Genomic DNA, 24,210 nt, shown 5'->3' with positions numbered 1-24,210 from the left:
GGCGAGTGGCGGGCCTTTGGCCCCCGCCCGGGGGACTGTCTACGGTGGGCAGTCACTGCTGACACGGTGCAGCGGCGCATCCACGGGCTCCGGCCCGGGTGTCCGCCTGGGCGTCAGCCCACGCGCCGGCCCGACGAGGACACGAGGACGGACTCATGAAGCAGGCCATCAAGGTTGCCGGTACCGCGGCGCTCGGCGTCGCCATCGCGACGGTCGCGGCCGGCGCCGCCTCCGCGGCCGCCCCGGGCGGCCTTCCCGCGCTGCCGGACACCAGTGGCGTGACCGGGGCCCTCGGCAAGGCCCCCGCGGTCGACGGTCCGGTGAAGCAGACCACCGGCCTGCTCGACCAGAAGTCCGGAACCCAGGCCCCCGCCGCGCAGGCGCCGGCTGCCGCCGCGCCCGAGGCCGCTCCGATCTCCGCGAGCGGCGCCACCCGCGGCCTGCCGGTCGGCGCGGTGCAGGGTGCGGCCAAGCAGGTCCCGCTCAGCGGAGCGCTGGGCAGTGTGGTGCCGCTGGGCGCGACCGCGCCGGGCCTCGGCGGCTGAGCACGGCGGCTCCGGAGCCGCCCCACGCGTCAGGCCGTCCACCCCGCTGAGGGGTGGACGGCCTGACGCGTCTGCTGCCCGCCGCCCGGGCGCGGCGCTCACGGCTCCTGCGGCAGCAGGAACCAGAGCGCCATGTAGAGCAGGACCTGCGGGCCGGGCAGCAGGCAGGAGGCCAGGAAGATCAGCCGGACCGTCCACGGGGTGAGGCCGAAGCGCTCGGCGACCCCGGCGCAGACGCCGGCGACGAGACGGTTGTGGCGAGGGCGGGCAAGCGTGCGCATGGGGATCTCCGAGCGGTGGCGGTGTGGTGCTCCGGTGGTCCCGGGGCTCGGTATCCATGCTGCGCCGCGATGACCTGCCCGGACGTCCGCCTGACTGTCGATCCCGGACCCCGGTCTCTCACCGGGGAGCGGTGGCCGGCTCTCGGGGTCGGCCTCAGGGTCGTCCCCGAGGCCCGGCGCGAGGGGCACGGCGCCAGGGGCACGGCGGGGGAGCGCTGCTCAGAGGTGGTGCGCGCGGTGCACCGAGGCGGGCAGCGTGCCCGGCCGGGGGGACAGCAGCCGCAGGGCGCGCCCGCCGTCGCTCGGGGCCTCGTTGCGCGGAGTCTGGGCGTGCGGCGGCTGGGTGCGGGGCGTCGCGAAGGCCGGGCGGACCTGCGCCGCCGGGGCGTCGTCACCGCCGGGCCGACCGGTCCCCGGGGGAACCGCCGAGCCCGCCGCGGCCGCCGCACCCGCTTCGCCCGCCGCCGCCTCGTCCGGCCACGGGTGACGGGCCAGCCAGGCCCGCAGCCGGGCCCGCCCGACGGGGACCACCAGCAGGTGGGCGGCCGCCGCGCCGATGGTGCCCAGCAGTATGTCGTCGACGTTCAGCAGGTGGCTGGTCAGGCCGGTGCGCACCACCTCCATCGCCGTCGCGAGCAGCGCGTTGATGCCGAGGGTGTGCAGGAAGGACGGCAACCAGGCCTGCCGCAGCCGTCCCTGGGCCAGCGGCAGCAGGACGCCGAGCGGGGCCAGCACGACCAGTGAGCTCAGCACCTGCCGCAGGCCGGCCGCGCCACCGGTGGCCAGCGCGCGGTGCACGGAGGCGAACGGCGTCAGGTTGGAGTCGTAGGACCAGCCCGCCGGCGGCTGGCGCAGTGCCAGCCAGCCGAGCAGCAGGAAGTACAGCACCAGCATGGTCAGGCCTGCCGAGCGCAGCAGCGGCGGCAGCAGCTCGGGCCCGGCCCCGGCCGCCTGGCCGCCGGGTGCGTCGGCGCCCGGCTCTGGGTCTTGGGCGTCGTCGAGCGGCCGGGCCGTCACGGCCGGCCGTCGGTCTTCGATCCGCACGCTGTCGCGTGCTCGCCGCACGCCGGTGCCATCTCGCTGCACGCCAGAGTGGACGCGGCGCCGGGCGCGCGCGGTTCCCGGCACACCCCGCCGGCTCGCGCATGGCGCCGGTCACAGGCTCCCGGCGTCCGCCGCTCGGCGGCGCCAGGCCTCAGGGGCACCGCACGGGCCCGGTCGGGCTGGGGGTCGCCGAGGGCAGTGCGCTGAACAGGCTGCCGGTCGCCGGCGAGACCACCGGCGAGGGCTGGACCGAGGGGTGCACGGGGTTCTTCGGGGTGGCGCTGGGCTGGCTGGTCGGCAGGGACGGCGGGTGCACCGGGCTCGGACACGCGGTCCGCACGGCGGGCCGCCCCGCGTCGACCGGGACGGCCGTGGGCCGGATCCCGCAGCCGGAGGCCAGGGCGACCGTGACCGCTCCGACCCCCAGGACGAGCACCCACCGTCCGGCTCCACTGCTGTTGGTGGCCTCGTTCACTGGGGCGTCCTCCGCTCGGTACCGTCTCCCGAGTCTCCCGCATCCCCCGAGCCGCTCGTACCGCCGCCGGGGCGCTGGTCGCCGGTGCCCCCGCCGCGCTGCCCGCGTGCGCCGAGCCCGCTGCTGACCGGGCCGCCGGCCGCGGGACGTTCCGGCGGGACCAGCGGCAGCCGCAGGGTGAAGACCGCGCCGCCCTGCGCCCCGTTGGCGACGGTGATGGTGCCGCCGTGGATCTGGGCGTTGGCCATCGCGATGGACAGGCCGAGCCCGCTGCCCTCCGAGCGGGCCCGCCCCTTGTCGGCCTTGTAGAACCGGTCGAAGACATGCGGCAGCACGTCCTGCGGGATGCCGGGGCCGCTGTCCGAGACCTCCACCACCACCTCGCCGGCGCCGGTCGGTCCCACCCCCTGGCTGACCTTGACCCGCACCGGGGAGCCGCCGTGCTTGAGCGCGTTGCCGATCAGGTTGGCGAAGACCACGTCGAGCCGGCGCGGGTCGACCACCGCCAGCACCCCGCGCGGCGCGTCCACCTCCACCGCGTCGTACCAGGCCCGGCCGTCGATGCAGGACATGATCAGGTCGGCGATGTCCATCTCGTCGGCGACCAGCTTGGCGGTGCCCGCGTCGAACCGGGTCACCTCCATCAGGTTCTCCACCAGGTCGGAGAGCCGGCGGGTCTCGCTGACCACCAGCCGCACGGCCGGCTCGATCATCGGGTCCAGCGACTCGGCCTCGTCCTCCAGGATGTCGGTGACCGCGGTCATCGCGGTCAGCGGGGTGCGCAGCTCGTGCGACATGTCGGCGACGAACCGCCGGCTCTGCGCCTCGCGCGCGCTCAACTCGTCGACCTGGTGCGAGAGCTGCTCGACCGCCTGGTTGAACGTCCGGCTCAGGTCGGCGAGTTCGTCGGCGCCGGTGACCTCCAGCCGGACGTCAAGCTCGCCCTCGCCCAACCGCCGTGCGGCATCCCCCAGTTGACGCACCGGGCGGAGCACCGCGCTGGACGCCGCCTGGGCCAGCAGGGTGGCGGCGACCAGGGCGAGCATGGTCGCCACCGCCAGCGACCAGGCCAGTGTCTTGAGGTCGTCCCGCTCGTTGTCGAGCGACTTGAACATGTAGGCGGTCAAGCCGGTCGGCACCACCTTGGTGCCGCCCACCAGGTAGGGATCACCCTTCAGGTTCACCCGCTGCCAGTAGAGGTGGTTGGTGAACGGGATCGCGGTGGTCGCGCTGCGCGGGGTGGCGACGGTGGTGACCAGCGCGTGCGGCACCTGGGCCAGGGTGAACTGCGGGTCGGAGAAGGCCGCGCAGCCCGGCTGGCTGTCGTCCACCACCACGACGTCGTAGTTCAGGCCGGAGCTGGCCACGTCGTTGGCGAGCTGGGCCAGCTCCGCGCAGGTGGCGCCCTGCGGCAGGGCCGAGACGTTGCGGCCGAGCGAGCTGCGGAAGTCGTCCAGTGCGGTGTTCTGGGCGCGCTTGAGCACCGCGTCGCGGTTGAGCCAGTAGGCGATGCCGGAGGCGGAGACGGCGGCGGTCAGCGCCACCACGGCGAAGACCGCGGCCAGCCGCACCCGCAGCGAACTGAGTCGGAGCCGGCGCAGTGTCCGGGACAGCCGGTGGCCGTTCTGATGGTCAGTCACGTGTCAGGTCAGCCATTCGGTGTCAGGGCAGCTGGCAGCGGTGCGCGGTTCGGTGGACGGTTTCGCGGGCAACGGGGCGACGGGGTAGGTGGGGGAGGGCGGCGTCGGTCAGGCGGGCGGGTCCAGACGATAGCCCACCCCGCGCACCGTGCGGATCAGGGTCGGCGCCGAGGGGACGTCCTCCACCTTGGCCCGCAGCCGCTGCACGCAGGCGTCCACCAGTCGGGAGTCACCGAGGTAGTCGTGTTCCCAGACCAGTCGCAGCAGTTGCTGGCGGGAGAGCGCCTGACCGGGGCGGCGGCTCAGTTCGAGCAGCAGCCGCAGTTCGGTGGGGGTGAGCTGGAGGTCCTCGCCGTCCTTGGTGACGGTCATCGCGGAGCGGTCGATCACCACCGAGCCGAAGGCGGAGGAGTCCGAGTTCTCCCGCTCGCCGCGGCGCAGCACGGCCCGGATCCGGGCGTCCAGCACCCGTGGCTGCACCGGCTTGACCACGTAGTCGTCGGCTCCGGACTCCAGGCCGACGACCACGTCGATGTCGTCCGAGCGCGCGGTGAGCAGGATGATCGGCAGCTGGTCGGTGCGCCGGATCCGGCGGCACACCTCGAAGCCGTCGATTCCGGGCAGCATCACGTCGAGAACGATCAGATCCGGACGCTGTTCCTTGAACAGCCGAAGGCCGTCCTCGCCGGACGCTGCGGCGGCCACGCGGTGGCCCTGGCGGGTGAGAGCGAGTTCGAGGCCGGTCCGGATGGCGTCGTCGTCCTCGATCAGTAGGAGGAAAGGCACGCGTTCATTCTGGCTCACCGGATGTGCCGCCGGGAACCGCCTGGGGCAGAGCATGCGTCGTCGGTGTCGGACGGCGGCTCGGGACGAAGGTCCCGCCCCTTGTGACACCGCTGTGACAGTCGCCGGACACCGTCATGACGGGCGACGGGCAAGCTTTTCCATGTCAACGCGACGAACCGGCACGACCGGGACGGGGCGAGGGCACCGGAAAGAACCCGCTCGTACCGACCATGGGGGCGCCACATGACCGCAACGCTTGAGACCCGGGGCATCCTGGATGCACACAACCCGGCCGTCCGCGGCTTGCGTGCCACGGCACACCGCGTGGTCGAGCACCGTGTGATCGAGCAGGGCCGGACCGAACAGTGCACGGGGGCCCGCCGGGTGAGCGGCGGGATCCGGACGGGCGAGCACCGCGCGTTCGTCCGCCCGGGCAGTGTTCCCGTGGGGGCGGGAACCGGCCGGACCGTGGGTGACTCGGGGGAGTCGACCGACGGCCGGACGACGGGCGCCACCCTCTACCGGCTCGCGCCGGTGGAGCAGAGCGTCCCGCAGGGCGAGCAGGGAGGCGCGCAGGGGGAGCACTCGGCCGCCGAGGTGGACCACCTGACGGAGTTCACCGCGTATGTGCGCGAGCGTCGCGCCTCCCTCTACGTCACTGCCTACCACCTGACCGGTGACCGCTACGAGGCCGAGGACCTGCTGCAGAGCGCGCTCTTCAGCACCTACCGCGCCTGGGGCCGGATCAGCGACAAGGCCGCGGTCGGCGGCTACCTGCGCCGCACCATGACCAACCTGCACATCTCCGCCTGGCGGCGCCGCAAGCTCAACGAGTACCCGACCGAGGAGCTGCCGGAGACGGTCGGCGACACCGACGCCATGGGCGGCACCGAGCTGCGCGCCGTGCTCTGGCAGGCGCTCGCCAAGCTCCCGGAGAACCAGCGCACCATGCTGGTCCTGCGCTACTACGAGGGCCGCACCGACCCGGAGATCGCCGACATCCTGAACATCAGCGTCGGCACCGTCAAGAGCAGCATCTGGCGCGCCCTGCGCCGACTGCGCGACGACGAGCAGCTCAACCGCAACGGTGACACCGCGCACGCCTTCGGCGAGCTGGTGGCGTAACGCTTCACCACAGGAACTCCCGTCGGGGGACGGGTGAGGGCGCGGAGGCAGGCGGCTCGGGGGAGCCCGCCGGCTGGGAAGCCGCGAACTCGCAAAGAAGCTGGGCCCGGTGTCTTGGGAGAGGCCACCGGGCCCAGCTGCGTGCCGTCGGAGCGTCAGCCCGAGTCGTCGCCGCTGTCGCCGCTGTTCCGGTTCAGGCTCCGGCGCCGGTGCCTGTGGGTGATGCGCACCAGCTCGCCCGCGGCGAGCGTCACGGTCGCCACGCCGCGGACCCAGCGGGGCCCGCCGCGCTCCGCCCACACCACGCAGGCGCAGCCGCCGATGGTGAGCACCAGGATGCCGAGCAGTACCAGACCGAGCATGTTCTCCACCTCTGTGTTTCCGTGTGTTCCTACGGGCGGCCCTGCTGGCGGGTTCAGGCGGGGAGGGGCCCCGGCGTACTGCGTCTTCCCGCGCAGCGGACGGCCAATCGGACACGACCGGGTGGCGGGGAGCCGCCGGGCAGGTCCTAACCGTCGGCCGCCAGTGCCGGACCGCTGCACCGCCCGTCGTACTGTCCGTCCTGCTGCCCGTCGGGCCTGCCGGCGCGCCGTTGGTCGCGGTAGCGGCCGGGGGAGAGGCCGTACTCGCGCTTGAAGGCTTTGGCGAAGGCGAACTCGCTGAGGTAGCCGACCTGTTGGGCGATGCGGTGGAGCGGGGCGTCGGATTCGCGCAGCAGGCGGCCCGCGGTGGTCATCCGCCACCAGGTGAGGTAGCCGAGCGGGGGCTGGCCGACCAGAGTGGTGAAGCGGCGGGCGAAGGCGGCGCGGGACAGGCCGGCCCGGGCGCCGAGTTCCTCGACGGTCCAGGGGTGGGCCGGGTCGGCGTGGATCTCGCTCAGCGCGGTGGTGACCACCGGGTCGCCGAGCGCGGCGGCCCAGCCGCCGGTGGCCGCACAGGCGGTCTCCTCGAAGAAGGCGCGCAGGATGTAGAGCAGCAGCGTGTCGAGCAGCGCGGGCGTCGCCGCGTCCGAGCCGAGCCGGCGCTCGGTCAGCTCGGCACCGAGCAGGTCGATCAGGGAGCGCAGGGCCGGGTGGTGGCCGACCCGCGCCGGCAGGTGGACCACCTCGGGCAGCGCGGCCAGCAGCGGGTGCGGGCGGGCCTGGTTGAGCTGGTAGGCGCCGCAGAGCATCGTGGTGACCTCGCCGCCGGGCGATCCGGTGAGGAGGGTGGCGTCGCGCTGGGCCGGCAGCAGGCCGCCGTCGGTGATGACCACGTCGATCAGGCCGGTCTCCAGCGAGTCCGCCAAAGCGAACCCGCGGCCGCTCGGCAGCAGCACCACGTCGCCGACGCCGAGCCGGACCGGCGGCGCGTCCCCGGGTGGGAGCAGCCAGCAGGAGCCGCGCAGCACGATGTGGAAGCCGGCGCCCGGGGCGGGCGGGAAGCGCATGCCCCAGGGGGCGAGCTTGTCGGTGAGCCCCGAGTGCGGGCGGCCGGTGCGCATCACGGTGATCGCGTCGCTGAGCACGTCCATGGCGGGAGCGTAGCGCTCACCAGCGCTCCATGGGGCGAGACGATCAGACAGGAGAACGAGACTTTCCGGCATGGGACGTCTCGTCCGGCACACCTACGGTGGAGGTACGTCAGCGAACTGACGCGTGATCATCTGATTGTTGTGATGGGGGATTCCGCCATGGCCAAGGCAGTGGTGTTCGACGAGATCGGTGGACCCGAGGTCCTGAAGATCGTGGAGGTGGAGCTCGGCGAGCCGGGGCCGGACGAGGTGCTGGTGCGGGTCGAGGCGCTCGGGCTGAACCGGGCGGAGGCGATGTTCCGCGGCGGTACCTACTTCTACCAGCCCGAGCTGCCGGGCTCCCGGCTCGGTTACGAGGCCACCGGTGTGGTGGAGGCGGTCGGCGCGGCGGTCACCGGATTCGCCGTCGGCGACCTGGTGAGCACCGCGGCGCTGGGGAACTTGAGCACCCACGGGGTCTACGGGGACCGGGTGCTGGTGCCGGAGACCAACCTGATCCACCGCCCGGGCGAGGTCGACGCGGTGACCGGCGCGGCCGTCTGGCTCTCCTACACCACCGCGTACGGCGCGCTGGTGGACAAGGGCGGGATGCGGCCCGGGGACACGGTGCTGATCACCGCGGCCTCCAGCAGCGTGGGGGTGGCCGCGATCCAGATCGCCCGGCACCTGGGGGCGATCCCGGTGGCGGCGACCCGGACGGCGGCGAAGCGCGAGCAGCTGCTGAAGCTCGGTGCCGCGCACGTGATCGTGACGGACGAGGAGGACCTGCTGGGCCGGGTCGGCGAGATCACCGGCGGTCGGGGCGCCGAGCTGGTCTTCGACCCGGTGGCCGGGCCCGGGTTGGCCACGATCGCGCAGGCGGTGGCGCCGGGCGGGCTGCTGATCGTCTACGGCTGGCTGGACTCGCGCCCGACCCCGCTGCCGCTCAACTGGGGGCTGCGGGTGCTCGGTTACAGCAACCTGGACATCACCGGCGATCCGGCCGCGCGGCGGCGGGCGTGGCACTTCGTCGACGCCGGGCTGCGGGCGGGGACGCTGGCGCCGGTGGTGGACCGCGTCTTCGACCTGAGCGAGATCGTCGAGGCGCACCGGCACCTGGAGGCGAACGGGCAGGTGGGGAAGGTTGTGGTGACGGTGTCGCACTGACGGTGTCGCGCTGACAGGGGGGGCGATGACGGCGAACGGATGACAGATTTTGAAATCTGTCATCCGTTCGCCGTTCGCCGTTCGCCGTTCTCTGTTTTCGCGTCTCGGGGGTTCGTCATCGACTTCCTGCGCGAGTTGGAGGTGAATTCTCACGATCTGCGAATACGGCGTGACAGTGCGCAGTTAGCATCCCGAGGGGGTTTCATTCGGCTCGTACAGACGAGGAGGGGCCGTGCCGGCGCCAAAGGAACTCGATCCGACAAGCTCCCTGGCGGCCTACCTCGGCGCACAGATCCGCCGACGGCGGGAGGCGCTGGGGCTGACGCAGAAGCAGCTCGGGCAGATGGTGTTCGTCTCGCACAACCGGATCGCGCAGATCGAGCTGGCGACCGACCCGCCAGGGCGGGAGATGATCAAGCTGCTGGACGCGGCGCTCCGGGCGAACGGCGAGCTGATCGATCTGTGGGGACACCTGAGTGACCCGAAGTACGACCACTTCGCGAAGACGTTCCTGCATCGGCAGGCTGAGGCCAGCATGATCCAGGAGTACTCCCTGATCATCCCAGGCCTATTGCAGACCAAGGCCTACATGCGGGCGATCTTCGCTGACGCTGATGGTGTGCTGGGTGACGGCACGACGGAGGAGAAGTTCAACGATCGGCTCGCGCGCCAGCGGATCCTGCATGCCGAGAACCCGCCGTGGTACCGAATGACGCTTCACGAGTCGGCCCTCTATCTTCCTGTCGGCGGGCATCAGGTGATGCGCGGACAGCTGGCCCACTTGCTGGAGGTGGGCCAGCGGCGGAATGTTGACGTGCAGGTGGTCCCGCTTCATGCGCTTCCGCTGACTGCTCTGGGTGGATCGCTGTGCCTGCTCACGATGCCCGACGGCTCGCGGTCGGCCTACACCGAGGGGCTTGATACTGGACAGTTCTCCGAGCAACCGGCGGACGTCACCCGATTGACGGTCATCTACGATCGGGTGCAGGCAGCCGCGCTCGGCCCGGAGATGTCGGCTGCCTTCATCCGGAACGTGATGGAGGAACGGTACACGTGGGAACCGCCACCCCTGACCTGAGCAACGCGACCTGGCGCAAGGCTAGTTACAGCGGTGGTGGCGGAAGCAACTGCGTGGAGGTCGCGGCTGGCTTCACCGGGGTTGCCCCCGTGCGGGACTCCAAGGACCCGGCCGGGCCGGCGCTCGTGTTCCCGGCCGACTCGTTCGCCGCGTTCGTCGGGGAGCTCAAGGCCGGCCGCCTGCAGTAGCTACGGAGGAGGGGTACTCATGGGGTCTGCCACCCCTGACCTGAGCAACGCGACCTGGCGCAAGGCCAGTTATAGCGGCCAGTCGTCGAACGACTGCGTGGAGGTCGCGGCTGGCTTCACCGGTGTCGCCCCCGTGCGGGACTCCAAGGACCCGGCCGGGCCGGCGCTCGTGTTCCCGGCCGACTCGTTCGCCGCGTTCGTCGGGGAGCTCAAGGCCGGCCGCCTGCAGTAGCGTCACTGGACGTCCGACGCCTGCCCGAGTCGGTGCTCCGGCTGCCGTCGACCACGCGGCCCGAGCGGGGCCGCGTGGTCGCAGGATCCGGGAGGCTGCGTCCTGGACCTGGTGAGTGGGGCGGTGGCGATCGGGCCGATGGGTTGTCCAATCGGGGATCGCGTGCCACCTGTTCGAGCGAACGGTCTTTCCGTCGGTTGACGTGGGCATCCCGCGTCGGCCCGAGCGCTCGGGGAATCGGGATGGCTCGCGGCTGCACTGGCAAATGAATCTCCTCTCGCTTCTGGCATATTCAGTTCTGCTCACCGAGATGCCCTGCGGACTGTGTGGCGCGGGGTGCGGCGGGCGGTATGAGCGGTGGTGAGTTGACGCACGAGCTGGTGCAGGGAGACGGCTGCGGTGATGGGTGGCAGGCCCGCGACGACGATGTCGAGGACGCCGAAGAATGTCCGGCACGCATCGGAGATGCAGAGCCCGGTCGCGACGCTGGAGGAGATGACCACCACGGCCCACGAGTGGGCCGGCCGCCGCCCTTCGAGGGCGGCGCGCAGCACCGAGAGGCAGCCCACGAGCCACGGGCCGTAGACGATGACCGGCCACAGGTGCGACAGCCCGTGCGGCACCCGGGACTGCGCCAGGTCCCGCAGCGGGTCGTAGGAGAGCATCCCGCCCAGCACGCACACGGCTGCGACCAGCACGGCGGTCAGCACCCCGAACGCCTCCCCGATGGCCAGTGGCCATGACACGACCGGGCGTTGGGCCCTGCGTCGGCGGTGGGAGGCGGTCGGGGCGCCCAATTCGGCGGAGTCCGCACCCGTGGCGTGCAGACCGGCGTCGTCGAGAGGGGCGCGCGGACGGGGCAGCGGGATCTCCTCGGGCGCCCAGGTCCCCTGCCCTCCAGTGGTCGGGTAGCCGAGCCGTGGGCCGCGGGGTGCGGTGTCCCCGTCGTAGCGGCCTCCGGCTTCGTAGAGCGCTGTCACGGCGAGGTCGTCCAGCACGCCGTAGGGAGCGCCCGCATATCGGAGGGAGAACTCGCCTGCTGGGTCATACATGGTCAACTCCGCGGTTTATTAATGCTGTTGTCCGACCTGCCGGCGTCGTCGCCGGGCGCGTCGCGGGGGTCATCCTTCGACCGCTGCCGGCTCGACGACGATGCGAGCGGCGAAGCTCTCCTCGATCTGGCGGATCGTCCGCAGGAACTCGGCCAGCAGGCGGGAGCAGTGCCGCAGGACGACGCGTTCGCCGTTGCACGACAGGTAGCCGGCCCGCACGTCGCCCGCCGCGTTCCGGCGATCGGGGACGAAGAGCCACTTTCCGACGTTGCAGACAGGGTCACGATCCGGCGGAGGCACGGTATTCGCGTAGCACATTGAACTCATGACTCTGTTAACGACCGAGTGCCGGTGTCGCGCCTACGGAATTCGGGCGTCTTTTCATATCCAATTCCTGAGGTGCTCCCCGAAATTACCCCGACGATGCGCCGGACAGCATCCGGCATTATATGCTCAGGATGCTCGTCGAAATTCCCCAGCGCCGACCGGGGCGGCCATCATACATTCATTACCGCTGGCCGGTGCTCGGTGAACTTCCCCAAGTGGTCCAGGGGGGTGGCGTGTTCACAACCAGCGGTGCTCTCCCAAATTCCCCACCCCGTACGGTTGGAAAACAAATCCCAGCTACTCAGCTTCGGCTGCATCGTGTAACGTTTTCGCCTCGTCAGGGCGTCCGCCATCAACTTGCACTCGGCACGATTCTCGGGTCCGGCTTGAAGGGGGTCTGGAATGCTCACCAGGAAGGAATACGCGGAAGCGCGGGAACTGCGCCGCGTCGGGTGGTCGATCTCCGCGATCGCCCGGCACCTGGGGCGTGACCGCAAAACGCTGAGGGCGTACCTGGGCGGCAGACGGGTCGCAGGGGTCCGCAGCCCCGCTCACGACGTGACCCAGCGCTTCCTGCCCTACTGCCGCCAGCGCCTGGCCGATGAGCCGCACCTTGCGGCGACGGCGCTGCTGGCGGAGCTCGTCGAGCTGGGCTATCCGGGTGGCTATTCCACCCTCACCCGCGCTATCCGCAAGCACCGGGTGCGCCCGCCCTGCCGGTGGTGCGGCCCGGGTATGTCCCCCGCCGGGACACCCGCACCGGAGCGGTCGGACGACGAGATCCGGTTCGCCTGGCTGGAGCTGGCCGATCCCCCCACGGAGTGGGGGTGCGGCGGCCGTCTCCACCTGCTGACGGGCTCGCTGGCGAGCTCGGGCCGCTGGCGCGCAGTGCTGGCCGAGAGCCGGGACCTCGCCCAACTCGTCGCGGCCGTCGACCAGGTGATGCGGGGGCTGGGCGGCACCGCGCCCCGCTGGCGGCTCGACCGGTCGACGGCCGCCTGCTGCGCGGTGAACGGGCGGGTGACGCCCGCCTTCGCAGAGGTGGCGAGGTACTACGGCGCGGTGGTCGACCTCGCCCCCGCCACAGAGGCCGCCACAGAGGCCGCCATGGCGGCCGACGCGGACCGCGATGCGGTGCTCCGGTCCTGGTGGAGCTCCGCCGCGCACGGCGCGGGCCTGCAGGCCGCCCAGGAGGAGCTCGACCGGCTCGCGGCGCGGACGGACCGTCGCCACCGGGGCGCGAACGGTACGCGTGCGACGTCCGGTGCCCCCGCCGCTCCGGCGCGAACGCTGATGGATCTGCCGACCCTGCCGTTTCCCGCCAGCGTGTGCGTCAGCCGCATCGTCAGCCCCCAGGGGCTGGTGTCCTTCCGCGGCAGTTTCTACGCGGTCCATGTCGACCTGGCCGGCGCCCTGGTGGAGGTCCGCCAGCGCTTGGACAAGCCGCACCTGTCGATCGCGACGCTGAACGGAGCGGTCATCGCCCGCCACACCCTGGCCCCGCCGGGAGCAGGTCTGACGGTGGTCGACCGCGACCACGCGATCGCCCGGGACGCCCTGGAACGTCCCGCACGCCTGCCGCGGGCCGAGGTACCGGCCTGCCAGGGCAGCAGGGACCGCCGTCCGCTCTCCCCGGCGGCGCTGGCCGAGGCCGAGGCGCTGCGCGCCGGTCCGGCGGACTGAGGAGGCGGCGGCCTCAGACGCCCGCCGTGACCCGCTCGCCCTGCTGCACCACGGCGCGGACCCGGGCCGCGGCCTCGTCGCCCGCGCAGGCGTGGGCGCCCAGCTCGATCTGGCGGGCGATGATGCCGGCTTCGGCGCGCATCAGGCGCCAGCCGCGGCGGAGCAGGTAGGGGACGGACTTGCGGCCCTCGCGCACGTCGCGGCGGAACCGGCGCCAGGCGGTGGTCAGCGGGCGGTTGCGCAGGCACAGGGCGGCGCCGAGCAGGTCCTCCGCGTCACAGGCGCCGACCAGCTCGGCGGCGAAGATGCCCTCGGCGATGAAGGCGGGGGCGCCGGCCAGGTCCAGGGTGTGCGAGCCGGCGCGGCCGTTGGCGGGGATCGAGTAGACCGGGACCTCTGCCCGCCCGGTCTCCACCAACTGCCGGATCGCGGCCAGCGCCTGGTCCCGGTGCCAGGAGAGGGGCGAGTCCCAGTCGGTGCCGGAGCCGTCGGCCAGCAGCGGCAGGCTCGGGTCGTCGCCGTCCTTGTAGAAGTCGTCGAGCTGGAGCACCGGCAGGGCCAGGCGCTCGGCCAGTGAGGACTTCCCCGAACCCGAGGGCCCGCAGAGCAGCACCACACGGGCACGGGTGGTCGGGGCGGGGTTCAGCTGCGTGTCACTCACGAGACACCAGTCTGACGTATCGGGTGCCGTGCTCGGAACCCGTCGGGCGGGGGGAAAAGGGCGACGGGCCCGCGCCAGGGGGGGAGAGGCGCGGACCCGTCAGTGGCGCGTCCGGGCCCCGGGGGGGGAGGGGCACTGGGGACGGCCAGTTCAGGAGGGTGGTACCGGACTACTGACCCATGGGGTGCCAGACCGTCTTGGTCTCCAGGAAGGAGAGCAGTCGCTCGACACCGGGGGCGGTGGTCCAGTCCTGCGCCGACGGATCGACCGCCGGGCGCAGCACCCGCTTCAATGTATCCGCAGCGGCGGCCTCCAGAACAGCCGCCGCGCCAGCACCGTCGGCAGCGATCGCGCCGGTGAGGTCGAGCGCGTTGACGTCCTGGTGCGAGGCGAGCGTCGGGGCGAGGTCCGCGGTGCGGCCCGAGATGATGTTCACCACGCCGCCGGGCACGTCCGAGGTGGCCAGCACCTCGCCCAGCGACAGGGCCGGGAGCGGGGCGTCCTCGGCCGCGGCGACCACCACGGTGTTGCCGGTGGCGATCGCCGGGGCGATCACCGAGACCAGGCCGAGGAACGAGTGCCCGTAGCCGGTCTGCGGGGCGACGATGCCGACCACGCCGGTCGGCTCCGGCACCGAGAGGTTGAAGTACGGCCCGGCCACCGGATTGGCGGCACCCGCGATCTGCGCCACCTTGTCGGTCCAGCCCGCGTACCAGACCCAGCGGTCGATGGCCTGCTCCACCAGCGCGGCGGACTTCTTGGCGCCCAGACCCTCGGCCGCGGCCACCTCGGCGGCGAACTGCTCGCGCCGCCCCTGCAGCATCTCGGCCACCCGGTAGAGCACCTGGCCGCGGTTGTAGGCGGTGGTGCCGGACCAGCCCTTGACCGCCGCGCGGGCGGCGAGCACGGCGTCGCGGGTGTCCTTGCGGGTCCCGAGCGGGGCGTTGGCCAGCCACTCGCCCTTGCCCGCCGCGCCGGCGGCTGATGTTGCAGTGGTCACCTCGTACACCCGTCCGCTCTCGGAGCGCGGGAACTTCCCGCCGACGAACAGCTTGTAGGTCTTGAAGACGTCAAGACGCGTGGCGATATCAGACATCGAGGTAGGCCTCCAGACCGTGCCGGCCACCCTCGCGGCCGTAGCCCGACTCCTTGTAGCCGCCGAACGGCGAGGTCGGGTCGAACTTGTTGAAGGTGTTGGCCCAGACCACGCCGGCCTTGAGCTTGTCGGCCATCCAGAGGATGCGCGAGCCCTTCTCCGTCCAGACGCCGGCGGAGAGGCCGAAGGGGGTGTTGTTGGCCTTGGCGACCGCCTCGTCCGGGGTGCGGAAGGTCAGCACCGAGAGCACCGGGCCGAAGATCTCCTCCTGGGCGATCCGGTGCGCCTGGCTCACGCCGGTGAAGATGGTCGGGCGGAACCAGTAGCCGGCGGAGGGCAGGTCGCAGGCCGGGGCCCAGCGCTCGGCGCCCTCGGCCTCGCCGGCCGCGGTCAGCTCGGTGATCCGGGCCAGCTGGGCGGCCGAGTTGATCGCGCCGATGTCGGTGTTCTTGTCCAGCGGGTCGCCCACCCGCAGGGTGGCCATCCGGCGCTTGAGCGCCTCCAGCAGCTCGTCCTGGATCGACTCCTGGACCAGCAGCCGGGAGCCGGCGCAGCAGACGTGGCCCTGGTTGAAGAAGATGCCGTTGACGATGCCCTCGACCGCCTGGTCGATCGGCGCGTCGTCGAAGACGATGTTGGCGGCCTTGCCGCCCAGCTCCAGCGACAGCTTCTTGCGGCTGCCGGCCAGCTGCCGGGCGATCGACCGGCCGACGTTGGTCGAGCCGGTGAAGGCGACCTTGTTGACGTCCGGGTGCGCGGTGAGCGCGGCACCGGTGCGGCCGTCACCGGTGATGATGTTGACGACACCCTCGGGCAGGCCCGCCTGGCGGCAGATCTCGGCGAACCGCAGCGCGGTCAGCGGGGTGGTCTCGGCCGGCTTGAGGACGACCGTGTTGCCGGTGGCGAGCGCCGGGGCGATCTTCCAGGCCAGCATCATCAGCGGGAAGTTCCACGGGATGACCTGCGCCGCCACGCCCACCGGGCGCGGGTTGGGGCCGAAGCCCGCGTAGTCGAGCTTGTCGGCCCAGCCGGCGTAGTAGAAGAACCACGCGGCGACCATCGGCAGGTCGAAGTCGCGGGTCTCCTTGATCGGCTTGCCGTTGTCGATCGACTCCAGCACGGCCAGCTCGCGCGAGCGCTCCTGGATGATCCGGGCGATCCGGTAGAGGTACTTGGCGCGCTCGCTGCCGGGCAGCGCCGACCAGTCGCCGAAGGCCTTGCGGGCGGCCTTGACCGCGCGCTCGACGTCCTCCTCGGTGCCCTGGGCGAACTCGGCCAGCACCTGCTCGGTGGCCGGGTTGACCGTCTTGAGCGCCTCGCTGCCGCTCGAGTCGACGAACTCGCCGCCGATGAAGTGGCCGTAGGAGGTGGCGATCCCGCCCGCCGCGGCCGGCGACTCGGGGGCCGGGGCGTAGTCGAACAGCGGCCCGCTCTTGGGCAGTTCGGCCTCGGTCTTCTTGTTCTTGGCCATCGTGATCAGTCCACCGTCACGTAGTCGGGACCGGAGTACCGGCCGGTGCGCAGCTTCTGACGCTGCATCAGCAGATCGTTGAGCAGGCTGGAGGCGCCGAAGCGGAACCAGTGCGGGCTCAGCCACTCGTCGCCGAGCGTCTCGTTGACCATCACCAGGTACTTCATCGCGTCCTTGGTGGTCTTGATGCCGCCGGCCGGCTTCACGCCGATCTGCACACCGGTGGCCGCCTTGAAGTCGCGCACGGCCTCCAGCATCAGCAGGGTGACCGGGGGAGTGGCATTGACGGTGACCTTGCCGGTGGAGGTCTTGATGAAGTCGGCACCGGCCAGCATGGCCAGCCAGGAAGCGCGGCGCACGTTGTCGTAGGTCTGCAGTTCGCCGGTCTCGAAGATCACCTTGAGGTGGGCCGCCGTGCCGTCGGGGCGCAGGCAGGCCTGCTTGACGGCGGTGATCTCGTTGTAGACGTCCAGGTAGCGCCCGGAGAGGAAGGCGCCGCGGTCGATCACCATGTCGATCTCGTCGGCGCCGGCCGCCACCGCGTCGGCGGTGTCGGCGAGCTTGACCGGAAGCGCGGCGCGCCCGGCGGGGAAGGCGGTGGCCACCGAGGCCACCTGGATCCCGGTGCCGGCCAGCGCGGCCTTCGCGGTGGCGACCGTGTCCGGATAGACGCAGATCGCGGCGACCTGCGGGGCGGACTGGTCGCTCGGGTCGGGGTGCTTCCCCTTGGTGCACAGGGCGCGCACCTTGCCGACCGTGTCCGCGCCTTCCAGCGTGGTCAGGTCGATCATCGAGATGGCGAGGTCGATCGCGAAGGCCTTGGCCGTCGTCTTGATCGAACGCGTTCCGAGGGAGGCGGCGCGGGCTTCGAGGCCGACGGCGTCGACGCCGGGCAGGCCGTGCAGGAAGCGGCGGAGCGAGGCCTCCGAGGCGGCGACGTCGCTCAGGCCGCCGCCCGCGGCGCCGGGGGCGTTGGCTGCAACAGTGGACATAGTCACCAGATGAGCATATCTACGCGCGTAGCCAATGACTAGGAGGGGTCCCGCTTCGATGCCGGACCGAGATCTGGGGCGGGGAGCGGCGAAACCTTCACAGAACCTGCGCCCGCCCCGGTAGAGCGCCGGGTTACGCGGGTAGCGTCCCTGACGGGGGAGGCGAGAGCTAGGGGGTGACGCGGTGTTCGAGTCGGCGCGCTGGCCACTGGTGTGGACCGGATTCCTGTTGATGGCGATGAGCGTGCGTCTGGCGGTGACGGTGCGCTCCCACCGGCACCGGCGGCTGCGGCGGGCGGCTCGGCCCAGCCGTCTGGAGTGGCTGCCCGGCCTGGCCGGGCTGGGGCTGGTGGTGGCCGCGGGCCCGCGGATCCTCTGCGCGGGCCCGGCGGTGCTGGCGGCGGCCGACGACCTGGCCGTGCTCGCCTGCACCGGAGTGCTCGGGCTGCTGCTGTACGGCGGGGTGGTGTTGGCCCGGCGGCTGCGCGGCTGATCGCGCGGCACGCCGGGCCGGCACCGAATGCTAGTTCTGCCAGGTGTCGTTCAGAGTGCCGCCCGAGGAGCCGGAGTTGGCGCTGTGGTTGGCACCGCCCTCCCAGGTGACGTTCCCGGAGCCGTCCTTGACGAGGTACTTGTACTGGAAGGCGGTGTTCGCGGGCAGGCTCAGCGTGCCGCCCCAGGCCGGGTAAGCGGCCGAGGAGAGCGGGATCGCCGCGTTCGGGTCCCAGCTGCCGAGCGCCGGGATCGAGCCGACCAGATAGACGTTCTGGCCCCAGCTGGTGGTCTTGTTCTCGGTGAAGTTCTCGGCGACCGTCCCGTTCGAGCCGGTGGCGTAGATCGCCACCGAGTCGCCGGGGTTGACCGTCACGGTGGCCTGCCCGGTGGCGTTGACGCTCACCGTCGGGCCGCTGCAGCCGCCACCCGCGGCGGGGTCGCCGTGGATGACGTCGCAGTAGCTGCCGGGTGCGAGGCCGGTGCTGAAGGTCTGGGTGACCGCGCTGCTGCCGTTGTTGATCGCGACCCAGGCGGTGTTCCCGCGGCTGAACGCGATGGCGCTGGTGCCGTTGTCCCACCAGTTGGCGACCGGCTTGCCCTGGGCGGCGTTGTGCCAGCGGACCATGTTGGCGATGCCCTGGTTGCGGTCGGTGCAGATCCACGCGCCGGACGAGCAGTCGGTGGCGGTCACGAAGCCGTTCGCGTCGGCCGGCGGGGACTGGTCGCTGGTGCTGAAGTCGAAGCCGGAGTACACCTGCGGAGTGCCGTAGCCCCAGGCGAGTTCGAAGACGGTGGCCAGCGTGTACTTGCTGCCGTCCTTGTAGCTGAGGGTCTGGCCGCTGCGCTCGGTGTCGTGGTTGGCCACCATCACCGAGGACAGGTTGCTCGGCTCGATGCCCCAACTCTGCCCGAAGGTCTTGAGGTTGGCTATGTTGCCGTTGAACTGGCTCTTCAGGTCGTAGGCGTAGGTGAACTCGATGACGCTGCCGTTGCCCTCGAAGGCCGAGGGGGCCAACTGGCCGCTGCTGCCCGGGATCACCTCCTGGTAGACGTAGGGCCGCGAGCCGGTCCAGGTGGTGTTGTTCACCCGGCTCAGGATGTTGGCCATGTCGGCCTGCGCGATGTGTTTGGCGGCGTCCATCCGGAAGCCGTCCACGCCGTAGCCGACCAGCTTGTTGAGGTAGCCGGCCAGCTTGGCGCGGACGTCGTCCTGCTCGGTGGCGAGGTCGGAGAGCGAGGAGAGGTCGCAGTCCTGCACCTGGGTGACGTTGTTCCAGTCGGTGATGCTCATGTCCGCGTTGGGGCAGGGCGGCGAGAAGTGGAAGTCCGCGCTGGTGTACGGCACGTTGTTGTACGTGAAGGTGGCCGGGTTGAAGCTCGCGCCGCCGTAGGAGTCGGTGCTGCTCTGGTTGGCACCGGCGGTGTGGTTGAGCACGGCGTCGGCGTAGACCTTGACGCCCGCGTTGTGGCAGGCGGTCACCATCTGGGCGAACTGCGCCTCGGTGCCCATCCGGCTGTTCAGGTCGTAGGCCACCGGCTGGTAGACGTCCCACCAGGCGTGGGTGCTGCCGGCCAGGCGGATCGAGTCCTCGGGCGGGGCCACCTGGACCGCGCCGTAGCCCTTGGGGCCGAGCACGGTGGTGCACTCGTTGGCCACCGAGGGCCAGTTCCACTCGAAGAGGTTGGCGATCGCGTCGCCGCCGTCGGGGGCGGGTGAGGCGGCGGGCGCGGCGGCCGGGGCGGTCGGCGCGGCGTGCGCGGCGCTCTGCAGGCCGAGCGGCAGCAGGGCGCCGGCCAGCAGGGCGGTGGCGGTCAGCGCGGCTGGTCTACTGGTCCGGTGTCGTCGGAGCAGCGTCATGGGAGGACTCCCGTGGGGGTGGGGCCGTCCTGCCGAGGACCGGGGCGCAGGTTCGCGTGCTGCGCGCCGGGGGTGGGGCTCGGCGGGGGCGGGATACCGATGGTCGGTGGGTACGCCGGCTCGACCCGCGAGGCTCCGGTGCACCGCGGCTAGACCTTCCCGCTCGGAAACCGGCGGCGTCAAGAGCCCGGCAAGGAATTTCCGAAAGTTGCGGCAAGCCTTTGCTGCAAGGTGGCCGCGGGGTCCGCCGCAGGTCGCGGCCGAATAGTGACGTTTGCGACCACTGGTGCGCAGGGGTCCATGCGGCAGAATCGTCCCCATGACCGAATCCGCCGGTACGCCCGACCCGGGCTCTGCCGCCCCCGCCGACGGGCCGAAGTACGCCGATCAAGTCTTCCGCTCGACTCCCGGCATCATCTCCGGCGTGCTGCTGCTCGCAGTGGCCGCCTGGCTCATCGTGGACGCCATGGTGAGCGGCAGCGGGAAGACCCCCTGGGTCGCGCTGGCCTGCGCCCCGCTTTTCGGGGCGCCGGTGATCGCCTACACCATCCGCCCCGTGGTGACCGCCGGGCTCGACCGGCTGGTGGTCCGCAACCCGCTGCGCACCCTCGTGGTGCCCTGGGCCTCGGTGCAGGGCCTGCGGGCCGCCTACTCGGCCGAGCTGACGGCCGAGGACAAGACGTACCAGCTGTGGGCGGTGCCGGTGTCGCTGCGCCAGCGCAAGAAGGCCAGCCGGCGGATCGAGGGCGGCGACCTGCGGCCCCGGACGTTCCAGATCGGCGGCGCCGGACAGTTCGGCTTCCGCGGGGCCAACGCCGTCCCCGGCGCACCCGACCAGAACCGGGCCTGGTCCGACCAGGTGGTCGACCTGCTGCGCGAGCTCGCGCAGACCAACGCCGTGCGGCCGACCGCCAAGGGCGAGGTCGAGGTGACCTGGTGCTGGTGGGTCATCGCGCCGACACTGGTGGGCCTGGTCGCGCTGGTGGCGCTGATCCTGGCCTGAGCCGGGCGCCCGAGAACGCCGCAGGGGCCTGCGACCGAAACCGGTCGCAGGCCCCCGCGGTACGTGCGCGGACGTGTGCCCGGACGTCGCGGCTCAGATGCCGGCGGCCACGGCCATGGCCTGCTTCAGCGCGCCGAGCAGCTCGGCCGCCCGCTCGCGGGCGGCGGCCAGCTCGTCGGCCGAGCCGACCGGCAGCACGACCTCCAGGTAGCACTTCAGCTTCGGCTCGGTCCCGGAGGGGCGCACCACGATCCGCGCGCCGCGCACCGACTCGCCGGCCAGGTAGTACCGCAGGCCGTCGGTCGGCGGCAGCTCGGCCGAGCCGGCCGACAGGTCGTCGGCCCGGGTGACGGCCAGGCCCGCCAGCTCGGCCGGCGGCTGCTCGCGCAGCCGGCGCATCGCGGCGGCGATCAGCGACAGGTCCTCGACCCGGGCCGAGAGCTGGTCGGTGGCGTGCAGGCCGTGGGTCAGCGCCAGCTCGTCCAGCAGGTCGGACAGGGTGCGGCCGGTGGTCTTGAGCGAGGCGGCCAGCTCGGCGATCAGCAGGGCGGCGGTGACGCCGTCCTTGTCCCGCACGCCCTCGGGGTCGACGCAGTAGCCCAGCGCCTCCTCGTAGCCGTAGCGCAGGCCCTCGGCGCGGGCGATCCACTTGAAGCCGGTCAGCGTCTCCTGGTAGTCCAGCCCGGCCGCCGCGGCGATCTCGCCGAGCAGGGTGGCGGAGACGATCGTGGTGGCGAAGGTACCCCGGACGCCCTTGGCGACCAGCGCGGCACCCAGCAGCGCGCCGACCTCGTCGCCGCGCAGCATCCGCCAGCCGGCGGCGTCGGTGGCGTCCGGGACCGCCACCGCGCAGCGGTCGGCGTCCGGGTCGTTGGCGATCACCAGGTCGGGAGCGGTGGCGGCGGCGGCCTTGAAGGCCAGGTCCATCGCGCCGGGCTCCTCCGGGTTGGGGAAGGCCACGGTCGGGAAGTCCGGGTCCGGGTCGCCCTGCTCGGCCACCACGGTCGGGGCGGGGAAGCCGGCCCGCTCGAAGGCGGCCAGCAGGGTGTCCCGGCCGACGCCGTGCATCGGGGTGTAGACGACGGACAGGTCGCGCGGGCCCTGCGGGTCCACCACGGTGACGGCGCGGGCCAGGTAGGCGTCCAGCACGTCCTCGCCGAGCACCTGCCAGCCGGCGTCCGCGTCGGTGGCGAGCGGGACGTCGGCGAGCGAGGCCACCGCGTCGATCTCGGCGGCGATCGAGGCGTCGGCGGGCGGCACGATCTGCGAGCCGTCGCCCAGGTAGACCTTGTAGCCGTTGTCGCGCGGCGGGTTGTGGCTGGCCGTGACCATCACACCGGCCGCGGCGCCCAGGTGGCGGATCGCGAAGGCGAGCACCGGGGTGGGCAGCGGGCGCGGCAGCACCGCGGCGCGCAGGCCCGCGCCGACCATCACCGCGGCGGTGTCCCGGGCGAAGTCGTAGGACTTGTGGCGGGCGTCGTAGCCGATCACCACGAGGTCGCCCGCGTTCGTCGCGCGCAGGTAGCCGGCCAGCCCGGCGGCGGCGCGCATCACCACGGCGCGGTTCATCCGCATCGGGCCGGCGCCCAGCTCGCCCCGCAGCCCGGCGGTGCCGAACTGGAGCCGGTCGGCGAACCGCTCGGCCAGCTCGGCCAGGGCGGGCTCCTCGCCCTGGTCCGCGGCGGCCAGCAGCGCGGCCAGCTCCTCGCGGGTCTCGGCGTCGGGGTCCTCGGCCAGCCACTGGCGGGCACGGGCGAGGAGGTCGGTGGTGCTTTCCTGGGCCATGGGTCGCCTGCTCCGGTATCGGGTAGGGGTCGCTGTGACGTGCAAGAGGGTCACGAGGGGCCGCTGTGGGGGCCCTCAGGACAAGGATCGGCCCGGGTGCTCAGAAGCGGGAAGGGAGCGCCCGGGCCGGGGTACTGCGGGTGGGGCCGGGTCCGTGGCGGGACCGGCTCATCGTCGAGCCGGTCCGGGTGGCCGCGGACCCGGTGGGTCCGATCCGCGCGGGATCAGATCCGCTCGAGGACCTTCGCCAGCAGGCTGCCCATGCGCTCGGCGGAGGCCTTGCCGGCCTCCAGCACCTCGGCGTGGTTCAGCGGCTCGCCGGTCATGCCCGCGGCCAGGTTGGTGACCAGCGAGATGCCGAGCACCTCGGCGCCGGCCTCGCGGGCGGCGATCGCCTCCAGCGTGGTCGACATGCCGACCAGCTCGCCGCCGATCACCCGGGCCATGTTGACCTCGGCCGGGGTCTCGTAGTGCGGGCCGCGGAACTGGACGTAGACGGCCTCGTCCAGGCTCGGGTCCACCTCGCGGCACAGCTCGCGCAGGCGCTTGGAGTAGAGGTCGGTGAGGTCGACGAAGTTGGCGCCGACGATCGGGGAGTCCGCGGTCAGGTTGATGTGGTCGCTGATCAGCACGGGCTGGCCGGGGACCCAGCCCTGGCGCAGGCCGCCACAGCCGTTGGTCAGCACGATGGTCCGGCAGCCGGCCGCGGCGGCGGTGCGCACGCCGTGCACCACGGTGGCCACGCCGTGACCCTCGTAGTAGTGGTTGCGGCCGAGGAAGATCAGGGCGCGCTTGTCGCCGATCTTCACCGAGCGGATCGTGCCGGCGTGACCGGCGACGGCGGGGGCGGGGAAGCCCGGGAGGTCGGTGACCGGGAACTCGGCCACCGGCTCGCCCAGGGCGTCGGCCGCCGGCACCCAGCCGGAGCCCATCACCAGGGCGACGTCGTGGCGCTCGGCACCGGTGAGCTCGCGCAGGCGGGCAGCGGCGGCCTGGGCGGCGGCGTAGGGGTCGGCGGACACGGCGGTCTGAGGAGAAGCATTCACATGCCCGAGGATAGACAAGAAATGCCTACGCGCGTAGAACCAGCCGCCATGCCTTGCCGGATCGTTACCGGGATCACCGGAAAACACCAGTTGGGGCGGGTTCGGCGGGCCGGGTTTCGGAGGAACCGCCAGTGGTCGAACGACCCTCTCGCCGGGCCGGTGGGAAAAGCGCCGGTCAGCAGGGGCGGTGGCGCAGCGACAGCACGTAGTCGTCCGGCGCCCCGGCGCTCTCCGCGGCGTCCGCGATCAGCCCCAGGTACCGGGCGGCCGGCAGCCCGCCCTCGTAGTCGTTGAGCACGTACGTCCAGACCGGCACCTCGCCGTCCAGGGTGTGGGCGCGCAGCCGGATCTTGCGGTAGATGCCCAGCTGGAGGCCCTCCCAGCGGTCCAGGCCGTCCTCGTCCATCGGGGCCACGTCGTAGAGCGAGACGAAGACCTGGTCCTTCTCGTCCTCCACCACCGTGGCCAGCGAGCCCTCCCAGCCCAGCTGCTCGCCGCCGAAGGTCAGCCGCCATCCGTCCAGCCAGCCGGTTCCGCGCAGCGGGGAGTGCGGGGCGCGCCGGCTCATCTGCCGGGCGTCGAGGTTCGTGGCGTACGCGGCGTAGAGCGACATGGGCGTCAGCCTACGGGAGTTGACGGGTGGATCAAGGCCCGGTCGGCGGCCCGCGGAACCGCCGTACCCGCACCG

26 protein-coding genes are annotated in these 24,210 nt (G+C 72.3%); 9 read left to right on the top strand and 17 right to left on the bottom strand.

The genetic code is table 11. The features are described 5' to 3' along the window. Positions 1-155 precede the first annotated feature (155 nt). Positions 156-545 (top strand): ATP-binding protein, encoded by a 390-nt coding sequence (locus OG294_RS16565; protein WP_327067274.1) that lies wholly within the window; start codon positions 156-158, stop codon positions 543-545. Positions 546-643: 98 nt separating this feature from the next. On the opposite strand, the gene OG294_RS16560 is transcribed toward OG294_RS16565, so the two are convergent. The 5 genes from OG294_RS16560 to OG294_RS16540 form a co-directional block, all read right to left on the bottom strand. Next, positions 644-826: a PspC domain-containing protein gene (locus OG294_RS16560; protein WP_327067273.1), complete on the bottom strand. Its 183-nt coding sequence runs from the start codon at positions 824-826 to the stop codon at positions 644-646. A gap of 219 nt (positions 827-1,045) precedes the next feature. After that, on the bottom strand, positions 1,046-1,870 hold the full coding sequence (locus OG294_RS16555; RefSeq protein ID WP_327067272.1) for a VanZ family protein: 825 nt from the start codon (positions 1,868-1,870) through the stop codon (positions 1,046-1,048). A gap of 151 nt (positions 1,871-2,021) precedes the next feature. Continuing rightward, a complete protein-coding gene (locus OG294_RS16550) occupies positions 2,022-2,345 on the bottom strand; it encodes a hypothetical protein (RefSeq protein ID WP_327067271.1) in 324 nt (107 codons plus the stop codon). Then, positions 2,342-3,985 (bottom strand): sensor histidine kinase, encoded by a 1,644-nt coding sequence (locus tag OG294_RS16545; protein ID WP_327067270.1) that lies wholly within the window; start codon positions 3,983-3,985, stop codon positions 2,342-2,344. The genes OG294_RS16550 and OG294_RS16545 overlap by 4 nt, the downstream gene beginning before the upstream one ends. A 108-nt stretch (positions 3,986-4,093) precedes the next feature. After that, complete coding sequence (locus OG294_RS16540; RefSeq protein WP_327067269.1) at positions 4,094-4,771, bottom strand: response regulator transcription factor; 678 nt, start codon at positions 4,769-4,771, stop codon at positions 4,094-4,096. Between the two features lie 243 nt (positions 4,772-5,014). Here OG294_RS16540 and OG294_RS16535 point away from each other — a divergent pair, with 243 nt between their 5' ends. Then, positions 5,015-5,896 (top strand): SigE family RNA polymerase sigma factor, encoded by an 882-nt coding sequence (locus OG294_RS16535; RefSeq protein ID WP_442789172.1) that lies wholly within the window; start codon positions 5,015-5,017, stop codon positions 5,894-5,896. A gap of 155 nt (positions 5,897-6,051) precedes the next feature. On the opposite strand, the gene OG294_RS16530 is transcribed toward OG294_RS16535, so the two are convergent. Together OG294_RS16530 and OG294_RS16525 are read right to left on the bottom strand one after the other, a co-directional pair. Then, positions 6,052-6,258: a hypothetical protein gene (locus OG294_RS16530; RefSeq protein WP_327067267.1), complete on the bottom strand. Its 207-nt coding sequence runs from the start codon at positions 6,256-6,258 to the stop codon at positions 6,052-6,054. 146 nt (positions 6,259-6,404) lie between these two features. Further along, positions 6,405-7,409, bottom strand: coding sequence for an AraC family transcriptional regulator (locus OG294_RS16525; RefSeq protein ID WP_327067266.1), 1,005 nt, complete (start codon positions 7,407-7,409; stop codon positions 6,405-6,407). Between the two features lie 159 nt (positions 7,410-7,568). Between OG294_RS16525 and OG294_RS16520 the strand changes: the two genes are divergently transcribed. The 4 genes from OG294_RS16520 to OG294_RS16505 all read left to right on the top strand — a co-directional run bounded on the left by OG294_RS16520 (position 7,569) and on the right by OG294_RS16505 (position 10,053). After that, the gene (locus tag OG294_RS16520; RefSeq protein WP_327067265.1) at positions 7,569-8,555 is read left to right on the top strand and encodes a zinc-dependent alcohol dehydrogenase family protein; all 987 of its coding nucleotides are present in this window, start codon (positions 7,569-7,571) and stop codon (positions 8,553-8,555) included. A gap of 232 nt (positions 8,556-8,787) precedes the next feature. Next, positions 8,788-9,633: a helix-turn-helix domain-containing protein gene (locus tag OG294_RS16515; protein ID WP_327067264.1), complete on the top strand. Its 846-nt coding sequence runs from the start codon at positions 8,788-8,790 to the stop codon at positions 9,631-9,633. After that, positions 9,609-9,821, top strand: coding sequence for a DUF397 domain-containing protein (locus tag OG294_RS16510; RefSeq protein ID WP_327067263.1), 213 nt, complete (start codon positions 9,609-9,611; stop codon positions 9,819-9,821). Before OG294_RS16515 ends, OG294_RS16510 begins: the two co-directional genes overlap by 25 nt. A gap of 19 nt (positions 9,822-9,840) precedes the next feature. Beyond that, positions 9,841-10,053 (top strand): DUF397 domain-containing protein, encoded by a 213-nt coding sequence (locus OG294_RS16505; protein WP_327067262.1) that lies wholly within the window; start codon positions 9,841-9,843, stop codon positions 10,051-10,053. Positions 10,054-10,355: 302 nt separating this feature from the next. On the opposite strand, the gene OG294_RS16500 is transcribed toward OG294_RS16505, so the two are convergent. Both OG294_RS16500 and OG294_RS16495 read right to left on the bottom strand, forming a co-directional pair. After that, on the bottom strand, positions 10,356-11,105 hold the full coding sequence (locus OG294_RS16500) for a DUF2637 domain-containing protein (RefSeq protein ID WP_327067261.1): 750 nt from the start codon (positions 11,103-11,105) through the stop codon (positions 10,356-10,358). 69 nt (positions 11,106-11,174) lie between these two features. Beyond that, positions 11,175-11,405 (bottom strand): hypothetical protein, encoded by a 231-nt coding sequence (locus OG294_RS16495; RefSeq protein WP_327067260.1) that lies wholly within the window; start codon positions 11,403-11,405, stop codon positions 11,175-11,177. A gap of 585 nt (positions 11,406-11,990) precedes the next feature. Between OG294_RS16495 and OG294_RS16490 the strand changes: the two genes are divergently transcribed. After that, a complete protein-coding gene (locus OG294_RS16490) occupies positions 11,991-13,115 on the top strand; it encodes a Mu transposase domain-containing protein (RefSeq protein ID WP_327067259.1) in 1,125 nt (374 codons plus the stop codon). Positions 13,116-13,128: 13 nt separating this feature from the next. Here the strand turns inward: OG294_RS16490 and OG294_RS16485 are convergent, their stop codons facing one another. From OG294_RS16485 to deoC, 4 genes are all read right to left on the bottom strand, one after another. Beyond that, positions 13,129-13,776 carry a uridine kinase family protein gene (locus tag OG294_RS16485; RefSeq protein WP_327067258.1) on the bottom strand — a complete coding sequence of 216 codons (648 nt, stop codon included), beginning with the start codon at positions 13,774-13,776 and terminating at the stop codon, positions 13,129-13,131. Positions 13,777-13,945: 169 nt separating this feature from the next. Continuing rightward, on the bottom strand, positions 13,946-14,872 hold the full coding sequence (locus tag OG294_RS16480; protein ID WP_327067257.1) for an aldehyde dehydrogenase family protein: 927 nt from the start codon (positions 14,870-14,872) through the stop codon (positions 13,946-13,948). Beyond that, positions 14,865-16,343: an aldehyde dehydrogenase family protein gene (locus OG294_RS16475; RefSeq protein WP_327067256.1), complete on the bottom strand. Its 1,479-nt coding sequence runs from the start codon at positions 16,341-16,343 to the stop codon at positions 14,865-14,867. The genes OG294_RS16480 and OG294_RS16475 overlap by 8 nt, the downstream gene beginning before the upstream one ends. Before the next feature lie 5 nt (positions 16,344-16,348). After that, positions 16,349-17,335 (bottom strand): deoxyribose-phosphate aldolase, encoded by a 987-nt coding sequence (gene deoC / locus OG294_RS16470; protein WP_327067255.1) that lies wholly within the window; start codon positions 17,333-17,335, stop codon positions 16,349-16,351. 238 nt (positions 17,336-17,573) lie between these two features. Between deoC and OG294_RS16465 the strand changes: the two genes are divergently transcribed. Continuing rightward, complete coding sequence (locus OG294_RS16465) at positions 17,574-17,828, top strand: hypothetical protein (protein WP_327067254.1); 255 nt, start codon at positions 17,574-17,576, stop codon at positions 17,826-17,828. A 30-nt stretch (positions 17,829-17,858) separates the two neighbouring features. Here OG294_RS16465 and OG294_RS16460 read toward each other — a convergent pair whose 3' ends face one another. Then, complete coding sequence (locus OG294_RS16460) at positions 17,859-19,688, bottom strand: carbohydrate-binding module family 20 domain-containing protein (RefSeq protein WP_327067253.1); 1,830 nt, start codon at positions 19,686-19,688, stop codon at positions 17,859-17,861. Between the two features lie 319 nt (positions 19,689-20,007). Here OG294_RS16460 and OG294_RS16455 point away from each other — a divergent pair, with 319 nt between their 5' ends. After that, positions 20,008-20,691, top strand: coding sequence for a PH domain-containing protein (locus OG294_RS16455; protein ID WP_327067252.1), 684 nt, complete (start codon positions 20,008-20,010; stop codon positions 20,689-20,691). Between the two features lie 93 nt (positions 20,692-20,784). On the opposite strand, the gene OG294_RS16450 is transcribed toward OG294_RS16455, so the two are convergent. The 3 genes from OG294_RS16450 to OG294_RS16440 form a co-directional block, all read right to left on the bottom strand. After that, a complete protein-coding gene (locus OG294_RS16450) occupies positions 20,785-22,476 on the bottom strand; it encodes a phospho-sugar mutase (RefSeq protein ID WP_327067251.1) in 1,692 nt (563 codons plus the stop codon). Positions 22,477-22,700: 224 nt separating this feature from the next. Further along, the gene (locus OG294_RS16445) at positions 22,701-23,522 is read right to left on the bottom strand and encodes a purine-nucleoside phosphorylase (protein ID WP_327067250.1); all 822 of its coding nucleotides are present in this window, start codon (positions 23,520-23,522) and stop codon (positions 22,701-22,703) included. Between the two features lie 175 nt (positions 23,523-23,697). After that, entirely contained in the window at positions 23,698-24,135 is a 438-nt protein-coding gene (locus tag OG294_RS16440) for a gamma-glutamylcyclotransferase (protein ID WP_327067249.1), read from the bottom strand. Positions 24,136-24,210: the final 75 nt, after the last annotated feature.

Origin of the sequence: Kitasatospora sp. NBC_01302 (genome assembly GCF_035976515.1) — a bacterium.
Classification (GTDB): domain Bacteria; phylum Actinomycetota; class Actinomycetes; order Streptomycetales; family Streptomycetaceae; genus Kitasatospora.
The sequence above is the reverse complement of the archived record's forward strand: the minus strand, read 5'-3'. Positions and strand labels throughout refer to the sequence as shown.

Bases quoted from the DNA above. Each gene is read 5' to 3' on its own strand.
- OG294_RS16565 (WP_327067274.1), top strand. From the start codon at position 156: ATGAAGCAGGCCATCAAGGTTGCCGGTACCGCGGCGCTCGGCGTCGCC.
- OG294_RS16560 (WP_327067273.1), bottom strand. From the start codon at position 826: ATGCGCACGCTTGCCCGCCCTCGCCACAACCGTCTCGTCGCCGGCGTC.
- OG294_RS16535 (WP_442789172.1), top strand. From the start codon at position 5,015: ATGACCGCAACGCTTGAGACCCGGGGCATCCTGGATGCACACAACCCG.
- OG294_RS16530 (WP_327067267.1), bottom strand. From the start codon at position 6,258: ATGCTCGGTCTGGTACTGCTCGGCATCCTGGTGCTCACCATCGGCGGC.
- OG294_RS16525 (WP_327067266.1), bottom strand. From the start codon at position 7,409: ATGGACGTGCTCAGCGACGCGATCACCGTGATGCGCACCGGCCGCCCG.
- OG294_RS16520 (WP_327067265.1), top strand. From the start codon at position 7,569: ATGGCCAAGGCAGTGGTGTTCGACGAGATCGGTGGACCCGAGGTCCTG.
- OG294_RS16505 (WP_327067262.1), top strand. From the start codon at position 9,841: ATGGGGTCTGCCACCCCTGACCTGAGCAACGCGACCTGGCGCAAGGCC.
- OG294_RS16500 (WP_327067261.1), bottom strand. From the start codon at position 11,105: ATGTATGACCCAGCAGGCGAGTTCTCCCTCCGATATGCGGGCGCTCCC.
- OG294_RS16480 (WP_327067257.1), bottom strand. From the start codon at position 14,872: ATGTCTGATATCGCCACGCGTCTTGACGTCTTCAAGACCTACAAGCTG.
- OG294_RS16475 (WP_327067256.1), bottom strand. From the start codon at position 16,343: ATGGCCAAGAACAAGAAGACCGAGGCCGAACTGCCCAAGAGCGGGCCG.
- deoC (WP_327067255.1), bottom strand. From the start codon at position 17,335: ATGTCCACTGTTGCAGCCAACGCCCCCGGCGCCGCGGGCGGCGGCCTG.
- OG294_RS16465 (WP_327067254.1), top strand. From the start codon at position 17,574: ATGAGCGTGCGTCTGGCGGTGACGGTGCGCTCCCACCGGCACCGGCGG.
- OG294_RS16460 (WP_327067253.1), bottom strand. From the start codon at position 19,688: ATGACGCTGCTCCGACGACACCGGACCAGTAGACCAGCCGCGCTGACC.
- OG294_RS16455 (WP_327067252.1), top strand. From the start codon at position 20,008: ATGACCGAATCCGCCGGTACGCCCGACCCGGGCTCTGCCGCCCCCGCC.
- OG294_RS16450 (WP_327067251.1), bottom strand. From the start codon at position 22,476: ATGGCCCAGGAAAGCACCACCGACCTCCTCGCCCGTGCCCGCCAGTGG.
- OG294_RS16440 (WP_327067249.1), bottom strand. From the start codon at position 24,135: ATGTCGCTCTACGCCGCGTACGCCACGAACCTCGACGCCCGGCAGATG.